Genomic DNA, 15,580 nt, shown 5'->3' on the forward strand with positions numbered 1-15,580 from the left:
ATTTTACATAGTATTTTCTATACATTTCTTAATTTAGCAAAAGCAAATAATTGTTTTTATGCCTATTTACGAGGTGAATATAAATGAGTTTTCTAATTATAATTATAGATTAATTGGAATTCATACAACTCTAAGTGAGTATAAATTAGCGTATTTACTAAATAAATTTTTACAAATTAAATTTAATAGAGCAACTTATGATTTAGATTTTGTTACAAAAGGAAATCAATCATCTTATGCAATATATGAGTATACTAATACGAAATTATATCAAGATTGGTTTTTAATAGCAAATGTATATAAGTCAACTCTTGAAGCAGAATCAATAAGCCTTTTTAATCAAAGTGATTCAATTACACGTTTGATACCAGAAAAGAAGAAGGTTGACTTTTTCTTAAAACTAGAAGGAGATTTTGATCATAACTCAATTGTAAAGATTATAGATATAATAAAAAAAATCCCTCAAATAATAACCTCTTATGAAATAGAGGTAGACTCATTAAAATCGAAAGATTTTTTAATTTTTTAATATATGCCACACAACAAGAAAACAAAAATTGTAGCAACATTAGGACCAGCAACAAATACAAAAGAAATTTTGGCCAATATGGCAGCAGCTGGTGTAAATGTTTTTAGAATTAATTTTTCACATGCCGATTATGAAGTAGTAAAAGAACGCATACGTCAAATACGTGAAATAAATGATGAAAGAGGTTATAACGTAGCAATATTAGCAGATTTACAAGGGCCAAAGCTTAGAGTTGGTGTAATGCAAGAGGGAGTAGAATTAAAAGCAGGTGATACGTTTACTTTTACCACCGAAAAATGTGAAGGAACACAAGAGAAAGCTTTTATGACCTATCAGCATTTTCCAAAAGATGTAAAAGTAGGAGAGAAGATTTTAGTTGATGATGGTAAACTGATGTTTGAAGTAACAGCAACAAATAAAGAAAATGAAGTTATTACCAAAGTAATAGTAGGAGGAGCATTAAAATCTAAAAAAGGAGTTAATCTTCCAAACACTAAAATTTCTTTACCAGCTTTAACAGAAAAGGATAAAAAAGATGTAGTTTTCGCATTAGAGCAAGAAGTAGATTGGATAGCTCTTTCATTTGTACGAACACCTGAAGACTTACGTATTTTACGTGATATCATTAAACAGAAATCACGTTATAGAGTTCCTGTAATAGCAAAAATAGAAAAACCTGAAGCTGTTGAAAATATAGATGCTTTAATCCCGTATTGCGACGGTTTAATGGTAGCGCGTGGTGATTTAGGAGTTGAAGTACCAATGCAAGATGTACCATTAATTCAAAAAATGTTAGTCCGTAGAGCTAAGCAAGCAAGAATTCCGGTAATTATTGCTACTCAAATGATGGAAACCATGATTGAAAACTCTGTACCAACAAGAGCAGAGGTAAATGATGTAGCAAACTCTATTATGGATGGTGCAGATGCTGTAATGCTTTCAGGGGAAACTTCAGTAGGAAAACACCCAATAAGAGTTATTCAAAAAATGACAGAAATTATTGGAAGTGTAGAATTTTCAGATTTAATAAAAGTTCCGCAAGAGCCACCTCACATCCGTACCAAAAGATTTATAACTAAATCTGTATGCCATCATGCAGCTCTTATGGCAGATGATATTAATGCGGCAGCAATATCGACTTTAACTAATAGTGGATATACTGCTTTTCAAATTTCTGCTTGGAGACCAAAATCACACGTACTAGCGTTTTCATCTGAGAAAAGAATCTTAGGAAAGTTAAACCTTCTGTGGGGTGTTAGAGCCTATTTTTACGATAGAGAACTAAGTACCGATGATACTATTGAAGATATTAACGAAATAGCTAAAGAAAAAGGCTATGTAAAAACAGGAGATTTTATGATAAACTTATCATCAATGCCTGTAAAAGCAAAAGGTATGGTAAACACATTACGTGTTTCTCATATTGACTAAATAAAGGCAATAAAATTATACAAAAGCTCAACTTTAAAAGTTGGGCTTTTTGTTTTAAATTTTGAAAGATCTACAATTGATTTTTTTTATTCAGTTATTGATTTATATATTTTTCAGTTAGGAGTTATACTCTTACCAATGATAAGAAGAATGGGGTTAAATCTAATACATATGAACTAAGAAAATTCACAAGATAAATTAACCTTTTACTATATTTGAAACCTCGCTATTCATGCGAGGTTTTTTATTTAAAATAATTTTCAATGCAACTTATCTCCTATATAACCTCTCGTACGCAAATCTCACAAAAATCAATTCAAAATACGATTGAATTATTAAATGAAGATTGTACCATTCCTTTTATATCCCGTTACCGAAAAGAAAAAACAGGTAATTTAGATGAAGTTGAAATAGGCCATATAGTACAACTTAAAGAACAATTTGAAGCAATAGAGAAACGGAAAGCAGCCATTTTAAAAGCTTTAGAAGAGCAAGAAGTTTTAACCAATGAGTTAAAAGCAAAAATTGAAAAGACAGAAGACTTAACTACACTAGAAGATTTATACCTTCCTTATAAAAAGAAACGTAAAACCAAAGCAGAAACAGCTCGTAAAAACGGGTTAGAACCGTTGGCGAAGATGATTATGAGTCAGCGAGTAAACGATTTGGAATTTACTGCTTCAAAATACCTTTCGAACGAAGTAGAACAAATAGACGATGCTTTAGAAGGTGCCCGTCATATTATTTCTGAATGGATTAACGAACGAACGGATGTCCGTAATAACATTCGTTACCAATTAGAGCGTTTTGCAACCATTACAACTAAAGTTGTCAAAACTAAAAAAGAAGACGAAGCTGCTCAAAAATTTAAAGATTATTTTGACTGGGAAGAAAATCTAAATCGCATTCCTTCACATAGATTGTTAGCTATTTTGCGCGCCGAAAAAGAAGGTTTTATTCGTGTAAAAATTAGTATTGATGATGAACGAGCTATTCAAAAAATAGAAGACAGAATTATTCGTTCGCATAACGAATGTGCTGAACAAATTGAATTAGCTATTGCTGATGCTTATAAGCGTTTGCTTTTTCCTGCATTATCAAATGAAGCTTTGTCTATAGCTAAAGAAAAGGCAGATGAAAGTGCCATTAAGGTATTTGCTAAAAACCTTCAACAATTACTATTAGGCTCTCCTCTTGGTGAAAAACGAATTTTAGCTATTGATCCAGGATTTAGAACAGGGTGTAAAGTGGTTTGTTTAAGTGCTCAAGGAGATTTATTACATAACGAAACTATTTTTCCACACGCACCTCAACATCAATCAAAAGAAGCAATAAATAAACTTAGCTCTTTAGCTAATGCTTATAAAATAGAAGCTATTGCTATAGGTAACGGAACCGCTTCAAGAGAAACTGAACGATTGGTAAAAAGTGTATATTTTAAAAATCCCGTAGAAGTATTTGTTGTAAGTGAAGCTGGTGCTTCTATTTATTCGGCTTCTAAAATTGCACGAGATGAGTTCCCTAATTATGATGTAACTGTTCGTGGAGCTGTTTCAATCGGTCGTAGATTAGCTGACCCTTTAGCTGAACTGGTAAAGATAGAAGCAAAATCGATTGGGGTTGGGCAATATCAACATGATGTAGACCAAACACAACTAAAAAAATCATTAGACACTGTAGTAGAACATTGTGTAAACAAAGTAGGTGTTAACATTAACACTGCTAGTGCTTCTCTGTTAAGTTATGTTTCTGGTATTGGCCCTAAATTGGCTGAAAACATAGTGAATTACAGAAATGAAAATGGAGCTTTTTCCAATAGAACAACAATAAAGAAAGTCCCTCGTTTGGGAGGAAAAGCATTTGAGCAATCTGCTGGGTTCCTACGAATTAAAAACAGCGATAATCCACTAGATGATTCTGCTGTACATCCAGAGCGCTATGCTTTAGTAAAACAAATAGCCAAAGACGTTGGTAAAAAAGTAGATGATTTGATTGGTAATTCTTCTGTTTTAAAACAAATTAAGCTCCAGCAATATGTAACCGATTCTTACGGGTTACCTACGCTACAAGATATTGTAAAAGAGTTAGAAAAACCAGGATTAGACCCTCGTGAAAAAGCCAAAGCTTTTAGTTTTAACGAACATATTAAAACAATAGATGATGTACAAACAGGCATGGTACTACCCGGAATTGTAAATAACATTACAAATTTTGGTTGCTTTGTTGATATAGGTATTAAAGAAAGTGGTTTGGTACATGTTTCTAACCTTTCTGATTCTTTTGTAAAAGATGTTAACGAACATGTAAGTTTACATCAACACGTTCAAGTTAAGGTATTGGAGGTAGATATTACAAGAAAACGTATTCAATTAAGTATGAGTTTTTAACTAAAAAAAACGAGCTAATTAAATTAGCTCGTTTTTTGTATGTAAAATACTATTATTTTAGTTATTAATAATCCAAGAAAGATAATACAAACTACCTATGTTTCCTAAACCAGGAGCATGTTGATATTCTTCTCCAAATAAATTTGTTCCACCTATTTTAAACTTCGATTTTAAACTAGGTACACGATAATTTAATTGTGCATCTAAAACAGTTCTTGCTTTTACATCTCCCTTTACAAAAGTAGACACCCATCTGTATTTATCTCTCCATCGTGCATTGATGTTAAATCCAAAATTTTTGAAAAGCTTTTCATTACCAAACTGGATTTTAACACTATGTTTTGGTGTGTTAAAGTTAGGTTCAAAAGATCCAAAATCTAAATCTTCTTTCATTTCAAAATCTGTGAAGTTATAATTTGCACCTATATTAAAGTTTCTAAATAGCTTTGTGTTAAGCCCTATACCCACACCATAAGAGTTTATCTTAGATTTAGCATTGGTTATTAAGTTAAACTCTGTTACACTTCCCGTTCTAACTGCTTCAGCAGCTAAAGGGTCTAATTGTCCTGTTGCTATAACATTTCCAATATTAGGCACTACTACATCTTGAAAGAATACAAAGTCATTATGGATACTATAAAAAGCGTTAAAATCTATATCTAAATTAGTATCATTAATGTTTAAAAGGCTTCTATAACCTAATTCAAATGTTTTTACCTCTTCTGGTTGTATCTCTTTATAATCAGATTTAATATTTTGTCCTTTATCGTTAATAAAATCTAAATCATATACAGACCTTGTTAATAAAGCATTATTAATTATATCATCTCCTGTCGTAATAGAATTTTCTGTTACAGTATTACCCGTAGTAGGATCTTCATATCTACTAACAGTAGGGATGCCTATTCTTCTTAGGTTATCTGCTGTAGAACCTATAGTAGTTTTTCTTGCAGAAGGCAAAAACATATATTGTTCTTGAATTGTTGGGTTTCTAAAACCTGTTTGATAAGATGCCCTAATTATATGTAGTTTTTCTTCTCCTAAAGCATAATTAAGCGCTAATCTTGGAGAATAGTTTGGAGAAAAATTCTCAGATTTATCGTAACGGATAGAACCTGTAAACTTTAATCTGTCATTTAAAAATTTCTTTTGAAGTTGAGTATAAAAACCATATTCTTCAATACTAATTTCTTCGTTAGCATCATTAAATATTGTTCCTTTTGATTCTGGATTATAGTTTCTATAAGAACCTCCTACTTGAACATCTGCCCAATCATTAAGTAAGCTTCTAAAGTTGTAGTTTGCATCTACATGCGCATAAGCACTTTTATCGTAAATTTTACTACCTCCTTCAGTTATTAAGGTTGATGTAATTGAATTAAACCCATTAGTAAATTCAGCAGTACCTGGGTTTAACCTATATTGATCTGCAAATTCTCTAGACATTGCTATAACTCTTGAATCAACATCACTTACATTAAAAGGATTACCTGAAGCTCCTATTAAAGATGAGTTATTATTAACTAAATCCATATACTGTATTGCATAATAATCTCCCCAGCTTGGTCTGTAAGTTGTACCAGATAAAACAGGAATCTTAGCATCAGCTAAAGAATTTAGTCTTTGAGCTGTTCTTGTTAAATCGTAAGTATCACCAGCGTCATTACGTGTATAATAACCTCTTACAAAGAAATTATCTCCTTTTATTTCTAATTTAGATTGTCCAATATAATAGTTACGTTGCGCAAACCTTGAAGCAGCTCCTTGAAACATATTATCTCCCATTGCTATTCTTGTAGCCAATTGAATTTCTAATGATTCATCTTTAAAGGGTCTATAATGTAAAGAGGTTGAAAATTTTAAGTTTTTAGATTTGTAATCTTTAACTAATTCTCTTTCTGAATACCCTTTTCTACTAATATGTGTTCCTACAGGGAAGTTTAATGTAGAATCTTCATCTAGTGATGAAGCATCTAAATACCCTAAATATACAAGCACAGGAGTTGAGCTAGCTAAATCAGCAAAATCTTCATCTCCATACATATTTACACCATCATAATCTAAGCTTAAAGGAGCATCAAAACTTCCATTAATAATTTCGTTGGTGTCAATTCTTTTGTTTCTATTGTCGGTAGCATGCCATTCTTCTGCTTCAAAATAAGAGAAGTTTACTTTTGCAGCGAAAGCATCACTAAACTTATAGGCCATTCGAGTACTTACATCATAAAAAGGACTGTTTCCTGCTGCTTCTTGACTGGTCATTCCTCCTTTTGCTAAAACACTTATTCCTGTATGATTAAAAGGATTTTTGGTATCCATTATCATAATACCATTATAAGCATTGGCACCATATAATGCTGAAGATGCTCCTGGTAGTATCTCTACACTTAAAATGTCTAGTTCTGATACACCAGATAAATTACCAGCACTAGTATTTAAAGCTGGTGCTGCTGTATCCATACCATCTACTAACTGAACAAACCTTGAATTATTAAAATCAGCAAATCCTCTAGTGTTTATAGATTTGTATCCATAACTAATTTCTCTAGCATCAACACCTTTTAAGTTTACCAAGGCATCATAAAATGAATTTGAGCTACTCTTTTTAATATCGGTTAACCCTAATCTTTCTATGGTAACAGGAGATTCAATAATTTTTTCTGGTGTTCTAGAAGCTGATATAACGACTTGGTCTAATAACAAGTTTTCTTTTAAAACAACATTTACTTTTTTCTCGAAAGAAACAATTGAAACCTCTTCTGTATTAAACCCAAAAGCAGAAATTGTTATTGTTTGAGGTAACGTATTGCTCGGTAAAACGATTGAGAAATTTCCTTCTTCATCTGAAACAACAAATGTTTCTCCATTTGAAATTTTTGCATTGTAAAACGGTTCTAAATATTCATCATACACAGAACCTGATATTTTTACCTGAGCATAACTTGATAGCATAGCCAAGGTAAAAACAATCATTACTAATTGTTTTTTTAACATTTTAAATTTAATTGATTTTTATTCTTCTAATGAAAAGTTTATTGGAAAACCATATTTTACAGGTACACGTTTTCCATTATTTTTCCCTGGTTCGAAGCGAGGTAGCATAGATACCACTCGTTTTGCTTCTTCATTAAGAATTTCTCCTCCGTCAGGGCCTAAAGTTTTAATATTTGTTACATAACCATCTCTATCTATAACGAAACGAATCCAAACTTCTCCTTGAATTTGGTTTCTTACAGCTTCTCCTGGATAGCGAAAATGTTTATTAATGTGATTAACCATCTCTAAATTAAAACAATCAAGTCTCTCTTTTTTCTTGGTATTTTTACATTTATCAAAAGAAGGTATTTTTTCTGTATAATAAAGTTTAGTTGCTTTTGATAACTCTTCTTTAGATAACATTTCTGTTATTCTTGTTAAATTATTTTCATACCCTGATGTTAGGTTTTTATTTTCAATATCTACAGGTTGTGTAGTTGAAACCTCGTTAACATTTAAAGTACTAACTGAATTTATAGCTTGTGCCTTTTTTTTAAGGACTCTTTTTTTAAGATATCTTTTGCTTGCTGATATTTTAACTTTAATTTGTCTATCTGCCTTTTTCTTTGAGTTTTTTACAGGTTCTATAGTACACTTTGTTATACTATTTACATCCATAAAAGAATCATCTGGAGATTCACACACTTCTTTTTGAGCATAAAAACTTAAAGATGACAACAAAAAAATCACTAAAAAATACTTTCTCATATAAATAATTATATATTATTAAAATAATAAGGATTAAGAGTATTCTTACGAATTAGATATCATCGGGGGAACGGCCGGCAAAATTACATGTTTTAAAAATATTATTAAGCATTTTTTTAAAAAAAATAGCTACATTTACCTTTATTTTTTTTGATATTGATTATCAATGTTTTAGTCGTTTTACTTGCTCCCTAACATTAATAATTCATTACAAACTACTTCTGTTATATAACGTTTATTACCTTCTTTATCTTCAAAAGAGCGAGAAGTCAATCTACCTTCAATCATTACTTCTTTTCCTTTTTCTAGGTATTTTTCTATTATTTCTGCTGTTTTATTCCAAGCAACAATATTATGCCATTGGGTATCGGTTATCTTTTCTCCTTGTGCATTTTTATAAGCCTCATTAGTTGCAATAGCAAATTTTGCTAGTTTCTTTCCAGAATCTAAAGTGATGATTTCTGGAGTGTTTCCTAAATTACCTATTAACTGTACTCTGTTTTTTAGTGCGTTCATAATATTTTTTTAATGTTAAATAGTTAAGAATTTGCCATTCAAACGAATTGACTCTGCAAAGATGATACAGCATGCAAATTAAAAACGATTAGTAAACATTTGTTTTCGTTTGTAATTGAATGTAATCGTTTAATTATATTTTATACCTTTGAAAACAAACATTTAGCATGAAATTTTATTTAGAAACCGAACGCTTAATTTTAAGAGAGTTTAGAGAAAGTGAAACAGAAGGGGTTTTTGAGTTAGATTCTAGTCCTGAAGTGCATAAATATTTAGGAAAGAATCCTATAACAACTTACAAACAAGCTGAAGACATTATAACCTTTTTTGAAGAACAATATAAAGAAAGGGGTATTGGTAGGTTTGCCGCTTTTGAAAAAGCATCAGGAGAATTCATAGGATGGTCTGGATTAAAACTCAACACGGGAGAAAAAGAAGCATTAAATGGTTTTACTAATTTTATTGATATTGGTTATCGTTTTATTCCGCGTTTTTGGGGTAAAGGTTATGCTTCCGAATCTGCTTTTGCTTGTTTAGACTTCGGCTTTAAAGAAATGAATTATGATATTATTTATGGTGCAGCTGATGTAGAAAATATTGGTTCTAACAAAATTCTACAAAAAATAGGATTACAGTTTATAAACCAGTTTGGTTATAAGGGTGTAGATGTTAACTGGTACGAACTTAAAAAATCAGATTATGGAAAATAAAAAATGTTTAGAGTGTGGTGAGAAAGTAATTGGAAGAATTGATAAAAAATTCTGTTCCGATTACTGCCGAAACGCCTTTAATAATAAAGTTAATAAAGAAAGTAAAAACCTGATACGAAACACCAACAACCGCTTACGAAAAAACTATAAAATTCTTTCCGAATTAAATACTTCTGGTAAAACTAAAGTAACCCGTCGTAAATTATTTGATAGAGGTTTTGACTTTAAGTTTATTACATCTCTTTATACAACAAAAACAGGTAACACCTATTTTTATGTATATGATCAAGGATATTTAGAGTTGGATAATGAAATTTATTTATTGGTAAAACAAGATTAATTATTTCCATGTGTTTCCTTTTAATTTCATGGCTGCAATAAGCACATCTTTTTGACTGATTTGTCCTGCTAGCTTACCATTTTGAACAATAGGGAAACGTCTTCTACGTGATTTTAAAAATTTATTGGCAGCATCTAAAATATTCATATTACCATCAATCGTTTCAACTTCTTTCACCATGGCTTTTCCAACTGTGTTGTTCTTACCTGTTGGTGAGTTATAATACCTGCTTTCTGATATTTGTTTTATACAATCACCTTCTGAAATAATTCCTACCAATTCATTTTTTTCATTAACAACAGGTCCTCCCGATATTTTATGCTTAATAAGTATATCTATCGCATCTTCAATAGGTTGTTCTTCTTTAAATGTAATTAACTTTGTGCTCATATAATCTGATACTAGCATTGGCACCTTCTCTTCTTGTGGTGTACTCGATCTCTTTCCTTGAAAACTTTTAATTGCCATAATCTTAAAATTTGCTATTAAATATACTGATTTTTAATTGATTATGTTTTTTCTTCTTAAAAAATAAATTACTTACTTTTATAAATACTAAAGTCCTACTATGAAATCATCAAGAAATTACCTGGCAGTTCTCATTATTATTTTAACCGTTTACTGGAGTTTTTACACTATACTTCCAAGTGCAACTTCTTCAAAAAAAGAAATTAGTGCTACTGAGTTTTCAATAGATAATGCACTCTATCATTTAAAAAGCATCTCTCAAAAACCGCATCATACAGGTTCTGAAGAACACAAAAATGTACAAAATTATCTAGTTCAAGAGTTACAAAAACTGAATTTAGAACCTGAAATTCAATATCAAACTGCTATTAATAAAAAATGGAGGGCAGCAACTACTACAGAAAATATTATTGCTAAAATTAAAGGAACCGAAAACGGCAAAGCTTTATTGCTGTTAACCCATTACGATTCCAACCCTCACTCATCACTAGGAGCAAGTGACGCTGGCTCTGGCGTAGTAACTATTTTAGAAGGTATAAGAGCTTACCTAGCCGCAAATAAGACGCCTAAAAACGATATTATCATACTTTTTTCAGATGCTGAAGAATTAGGACTTTTAGGCGCACAAGCTTTTGTTGAAAATCATCCTTGGGCAAAAGATGTTGGGTTAGTGCTAAATTTTGAAGCTCGTGGTAGCGGTGGTTCTAGTTATATGTTGATGGAGACTAACGGGAAAAACAAAACGTTATTAACTGAGTTTTTAAATGCAAACCCAAATTATCCAGCTGCCAACTCTTTAATGTATGGTGTATATAAAAAGCTTCCTAACGATACGGATTTAACTGTTTTTAGAGAAAAAGGGAATATTAACGGGTTTAATTTTGCTTTTATTGATGATCATTTTGACTATCACACCGAACAAGATTCCTACGAAAGATTAAATAGAGAAACACTCTTACATCAAGCAGATTATTTTACCACTTCGTTAAACTATTTTGCAAATGCTGATTTAACGAACTTAAACAGTGACACTGATTACATTTATGTAAACTTTCCTTTTACTAAGTTACTAACGTACCCGTTTTCTTGGGTGCTGCCAATGCTAATCATTGCCTTTTTGTTATTTATAGTACTGGTTGTAGTAGGTATATACAAGAAGAAGATGACTGTAATAGGTCTTTTAAAAGGTTTTATTCCTTATCTAGTATCTTTAGTATTGTGCATCGCTATTTCATACGGATTATGGCAATTATTGTTGATTATCCATCCACAATATACAGATATACTTCATGGTTTTACTTATAACGGATATAAATACATTATTGCTTTTGTTCTTTTAAATCTTTGGATTCTTTTTAAGGTATATAATAAGCTAAAAGAAGCCAAAGCTATCAATTTACTAATTGCTCCCATAACTTTTGGATTGGTTATAAATGTTATAATTTACATGAATTTACCAGGAGCGGGTTTCTTTATTATTCCTGTTTTTGCTTCTTTATTCATTTTAGCAATATTACTGTTTATGAATATTAACAAAGCATCTAGAGCTGCATTATTTGCAATTATATCTATTCCTACAATTTATATGATTGCTCCTATGATTCAGTTATTTCCTGTAGCGCTAGGTTTAAAAACATTATTTATTTCAGCCATACTTTTAGTGTTTCTTTTCGGGTTGATGCTTCCTGTTTTTTATCAGGAAAAAACTAAAAACGGATGGCAAACATTAACTGGTTTTCTTGCGTTATTATTTTTTGGTTATGCAACTTTTGATAGTGGTTTTTCAATAGAAAAGAAAAAGCCTAATAGCTTAGTTTTTATTCAAAATTCTGACACTAACACCTCGTATTGGGCTAGTCATAATAAAACATTAGATGGATACACGAAACAATATTTTAACGATGAATCTAAACAAGGTGGTGCCGATTTAATGGCTGGAAAAAGTAAATACAATACTTCTTTTAACTATTATAAAAAAGCAGAAAATAAAAACATTCGTATTTCTAATATTAAAATTAATCAAGATACAACTAATAATAATTTTCGAAATGTTTCATTCACAATTACGCCTACGCGAAACATTGATAAATATGAGTTGTATACAAATACTCAAATAGAGTTAACTAATTTTACTGTTAACGGAACTTTGTACGATAAAGGAAAAGCTTTTACAGCCGATAAAGGAACGCTATTAATTTATCAAATGGCAAATACTGATAAAGATTTGACTATTTCTTTTACAATTGATAAAAACACCCAACCTGATATTCTAATTAATGAAATATCTAATGATTTATTATCGCATCCTAAGTTTACTATACGACCTAGAAGTGAAATAATGATGCCAATGCCTTTTGTGGTTAACGATGCGATTATTTGTACTCGAAAACTTAAATTATAAACCAATAAAAGTTTTCTTACGCTATCTAAAAAAGCATTGTTTTTAGGGTAGTTATAAAAGACTTATACCTTTTTTGAAAAACACCTTGATGTTTTTGTAAAAACGTCAAGGTCTTTTTTGTAAGTTTTCTTAGTGTTTTGTTTTTTAATTAAAATTTTAAAGTGATATTTATTTGTAAACAATTTGTTTTAATTAATTCTAAATAAATTCATTAATGAAAAAAGAGAACCTAAAACTAAGTTTAGATTCTCTTTATAATATAATTTAAAATTGGTGTTCTTTATTCAAAAAAAGTAACAGCCCCATCTTTAATGTCGTACATAGCTCCAACAATCATGATTTCACCGTTGTTATGCATTTCAGCTAAAACTTCACTTTCGTTTAAAATTCGGTCGATAGTTAAATGTACATTCTTTTCGGCAACGTTATTTACAAACTCTATATTAGATGAGTTTCTTAAGCTTTCGTCTTTAGGTTCAGTGACAGCTTCAACAGCAGGTTTAATTTTACCTAACATGTTGGTTAAGTTACCTAACTGAGCATTGTCACAAGCTCCTTTAACAGCCCCACAACTAGTATGTCCTAACACAACGATTAATTTTGTGCCAGCTAATTTACAAGCAAACTCCATACTACCTAAAATATCTTCGTTTACAAAATTACCGGCAATTCTTGCGCTAAAAATATCACCTAAACCTTGATCAAAAACTAATTCGGCTGAAACTCTAGAATCAATACAACTTAAAATAGTAGCAAAAGGAAATTGCCCTTCTCTAGTATCGTTGACTTGCTCTAATAAATTACGATTAGCTTTTAAGTTATTTTGAAATCTTAAGTTTCCTTCTTTTAAATATTGTAATGACTTTTCAGGTGTCATAGTGGCTTGTGTTTCTTTAGTATGTGCTTTCATTATATTTTTTATAAGATTATTTATGTCGTTTTAAGAATTTACGAAGTTAAAAAGTTTATGCTGCTTTTGGCCTAAGTTTAAAAAACTTAATAAAACTTTCTGGGTTTTCTACAATACCACGTTCTGAAATAAGTTTAATATTAATATTTCTTTCTTTAGCTTTAAAAGCAAAGTCTTCTAAAATTTCGATAATGTCGTTATCTAAGTATCTAGTTTTTCTTACATCTAATTCTAAATGAGTGTTTTCAGGTAAGCTATCTAATTCTTTTAAAATAGCTCCTTTGTTAAAGAAAGTAACCTCTTCTGCAAGTGTCATTTTTATCTTGTGTATTCCGTTGCTTTTATCCTCAATATGTAAGAAGTGAGAGTTTTGGTAACTTTTTATCAAAATAACAAAAACACCGACAGCTAATCCTAAAGAAATTCCTGTAAGTAAATCAGTAAAAACAATACCTAAAACTGTTACAATAAAAGGAATGAACTGTTTCCATCCTAAAATAAACATTTGCTTAAATAAACTTGGTTTGGCTAATTTATAACCTACTACTAATAATATAGCTGCTAATACAGATAATGGAATTTTATTTAATAAAGTAGGTATTAGTATTACTGAAATTAATAAGAAGAAACCATGTATAATCGCAGACATTTTAGATTTACCTCCTGATTGAATATTTGCAGAACTTCTTACAATTACTTGAGTAATAGGTAGCCCTCCAATTATACCAGATAAAATATTTCCTGTTCCCTGTGCTAGTAATTCTCTGTTTGTTGGGGTTACATTTTTTTCAGGATCTAATTTGTCAGTAGCTTCAACACAAAGTAGCGTTTCTAAACTGGCTACTAGTGCAATTGTAAATGCGGTTACCCAAACTTCGTAGTTGGCAATAGCACTAAAATTAGGAAAGGTAAATTGCCCTAAGAAAGAATCAAAACTTTCAGGAATAGGTACGCTTACTAAATGAGATGCTTGTATTGCCAATGTTTCATTTCCTTGTGTTAGAGTAAAAAAGACAATTCCCATAACAACTGCTACTAATGGTCCTTGAATTAACTGAAATATTTTCCCTTTTTTACTTAAAACTCTATCCCAGAGAATTAATATTGCTAATCCAATAAAACCAATAATCATTGATCCTATAGTGATATTGTCAGTAATACTTAAAAGAGCTGAAAAAGTATTCTCTCCTGAAGGTTCAATAAAACTATCAGCACCTTCTGGTTCAGCGTCATATCCGAAAAAATGAGGAATTTGCTTTAAGATAATAATAATACCAATACCAGTAAGCATTCCTTTAATTACAGATGATGGAAAATAATAGCCAATTACACCAGCCTTAAGAATACCAAAAAGAATTTGGATAATTCCACCTAGTACAACTGCAACTAAGAAGTTTTCATAACCACCTAAATTACCAATAGCAGTTAATACAATAGCAGCTAAACCAGCTGCAGGACCGCTAACTCCTATTTTAGAGCCACTCAAGGCACCTACTACAATACCTCCTACAATTCCTGCAATTACACCAGAAAAAAGAGGAGCTCCACTAGCCAAAGCAATACCTAAACATAAAGGTAAGGCAACAAAGAATACGACAATACTTGCGGGCAAGTCGCTTTTAATAGTTTTAAACATGATATATGTGTTTGTTAAACTCTAAATAAAATTTTAGAGTGTGTTTTAATTTTAAAAATGATTGATTTATTAGCAATAGAAACTTAAAATATATCAAGGAAAGTAATAGTACTATTACTGTACATTGAAATATTTTTCATTTTTTTAGCTAATCACCTTATATGATGTGATTTACCTGTGTTATTATGCAATAAGTAATTCTGGAGGAGGGGTAAGAATTTTTGGATATTGTGAAACGTAGTTTTTAGACAGAAAACGAACGTTTTTCTTTTTTTGAATTTTCTTATATAAAAAAGAAGTGTAGTCTTCGTTAGGATGAGCTTTTAATTCAGCTACTTTAACGTGTTTAGTATTTTCTTCTTCTTCGCTAAGATTTAAAAAAATAGTAATATCTTGATCTTTATCAACTAACGTAATAATCGAGGGCGTAATAATTATGCCTGTGAATAAGACGATGAAAAAGATGGCTATTTTGGATTTCAAGATACTTTTTTATTTGTTCACTGGT

General features: G+C 30.7%; 13 protein-coding genes. 6 read left to right on the forward strand and 7 right to left on the reverse strand.

Annotation, left to right across the window (positions count from 1 at the left end):
* Nucleotides 1–58 precede the first annotated feature (58 nt).
* The 3 genes from ABMY20_RS11465 (at nucleotide 59) to ABMY20_RS11475 (ending at nucleotide 4,347) form a co-directional block, all read left to right on the forward strand.
* Nucleotides 59–529 carry an IPExxxVDY family protein gene (locus ABMY20_RS11465; protein ID WP_047788248.1) on the forward strand — a complete coding sequence of 157 codons (471 nt, stop codon included), beginning with the start codon at nucleotides 59–61 and terminating at the stop codon, nucleotides 527–529.
* A gap of 3 nt (nucleotides 530–532) precedes the next feature.
* Nucleotides 533–1,960 (forward strand): pyruvate kinase, encoded by a 1,428-nt coding sequence (pyk, locus tag ABMY20_RS11470; RefSeq protein WP_239178438.1) that lies wholly within the window; start codon nucleotides 533–535, stop codon nucleotides 1,958–1,960.
* 263 nt (nucleotides 1,961–2,223) lie between these two features.
* Nucleotides 2,224–4,347 carry a Tex family protein gene (locus ABMY20_RS11475; RefSeq protein WP_349265342.1) on the forward strand — a complete coding sequence of 708 codons (2,124 nt, stop codon included), beginning with the start codon at nucleotides 2,224–2,226 and terminating at the stop codon, nucleotides 4,345–4,347.
* Between the two features lie 57 nt (nucleotides 4,348–4,404).
* On the opposite strand, the gene ABMY20_RS11480 is transcribed toward ABMY20_RS11475, so the two are convergent.
* The 3 genes from ABMY20_RS11480 to ssb all read right to left on the reverse strand — a co-directional run bounded on the left by ABMY20_RS11480 (nucleotide 4,405) and on the right by ssb (nucleotide 8,607).
* A complete protein-coding gene (locus ABMY20_RS11480) occupies nucleotides 4,405–7,341 on the reverse strand; it encodes a TonB-dependent receptor plug domain-containing protein (protein ID WP_349265343.1) in 2,937 nt (978 codons plus the stop codon).
* A gap of 18 nt (nucleotides 7,342–7,359) precedes the next feature.
* Nucleotides 7,360–8,091, reverse strand: coding sequence for an energy transducer TonB (locus ABMY20_RS11485; protein WP_073182492.1), 732 nt, complete (start codon nucleotides 8,089–8,091; stop codon nucleotides 7,360–7,362).
* 180 nt (nucleotides 8,092–8,271) lie between these two features.
* Complete coding sequence (gene ssb, locus ABMY20_RS11490; RefSeq protein ID WP_349265344.1) at nucleotides 8,272–8,607, reverse strand: single-stranded DNA-binding protein; 336 nt, start codon at nucleotides 8,605–8,607, stop codon at nucleotides 8,272–8,274.
* 167 nt (nucleotides 8,608–8,774) lie between these two features.
* On the opposite strand from ssb, the gene ABMY20_RS11495 reads away from it, so the two are divergent.
* Together ABMY20_RS11495 and ABMY20_RS11500 are read left to right on the forward strand one after the other, a co-directional pair.
* The gene (locus ABMY20_RS11495) at nucleotides 8,775–9,317 is read left to right on the forward strand and encodes a GNAT family N-acetyltransferase (protein ID WP_349265345.1); all 543 of its coding nucleotides are present in this window, start codon (nucleotides 8,775–8,777) and stop codon (nucleotides 9,315–9,317) included.
* The gene (locus tag ABMY20_RS11500; protein WP_073182750.1) at nucleotides 9,307–9,657 is read left to right on the forward strand and encodes a hypothetical protein; all 351 of its coding nucleotides are present in this window, start codon (nucleotides 9,307–9,309) and stop codon (nucleotides 9,655–9,657) included. Before ABMY20_RS11495 ends, ABMY20_RS11500 begins: the two co-directional genes overlap by 11 nt.
* On the opposite strand, the gene ABMY20_RS11505 is transcribed toward ABMY20_RS11500, so the two are convergent.
* Complete coding sequence (locus ABMY20_RS11505; protein WP_159610817.1) at nucleotides 9,658–10,125, reverse strand: CBS domain-containing protein; 468 nt, start codon at nucleotides 10,123–10,125, stop codon at nucleotides 9,658–9,660.
* A 100-nt stretch (nucleotides 10,126–10,225) separates the two neighbouring features.
* Between ABMY20_RS11505 and ABMY20_RS11510 the strand changes: the two genes are divergently transcribed.
* Nucleotides 10,226–12,526: a M20/M25/M40 family metallo-hydrolase gene (locus ABMY20_RS11510; RefSeq protein ID WP_349265346.1), complete on the forward strand. Its 2,301-nt coding sequence runs from the start codon at nucleotides 10,226–10,228 to the stop codon at nucleotides 12,524–12,526.
* Nucleotides 12,527–12,806: 280 nt separating this feature from the next.
* On the opposite strand, the gene ABMY20_RS11515 is transcribed toward ABMY20_RS11510, so the two are convergent.
* The 3 genes from ABMY20_RS11515 to ABMY20_RS11525 form a co-directional block, all read right to left on the reverse strand.
* Nucleotides 12,807–13,436 carry a carbonic anhydrase family protein gene (locus tag ABMY20_RS11515; protein WP_159610825.1) on the reverse strand — a complete coding sequence of 210 codons (630 nt, stop codon included), beginning with the start codon at nucleotides 13,434–13,436 and terminating at the stop codon, nucleotides 12,807–12,809.
* 55 nt (nucleotides 13,437–13,491) lie between these two features.
* A complete protein-coding gene (locus ABMY20_RS11520) occupies nucleotides 13,492–15,072 on the reverse strand; it encodes a SulP family inorganic anion transporter (RefSeq protein ID WP_047788266.1) in 1,581 nt (526 codons plus the stop codon).
* A gap of 183 nt (nucleotides 15,073–15,255) precedes the next feature.
* On the reverse strand, nucleotides 15,256–15,555 hold the full coding sequence (locus ABMY20_RS11525) for a hypothetical protein (RefSeq protein ID WP_253055467.1): 300 nt from the start codon (nucleotides 15,553–15,555) through the stop codon (nucleotides 15,256–15,258).
* Nucleotides 15,556–15,580 lie beyond the last annotated feature (25 nt).

Source organism: Tenacibaculum sp. SSH1-16 (assembly GCF_040104435.1).
In the GTDB taxonomy this organism is placed as follows: Bacteria; Bacteroidota; Bacteroidia; order Flavobacteriales; family Flavobacteriaceae; genus Polaribacter; species Polaribacter mesophilus.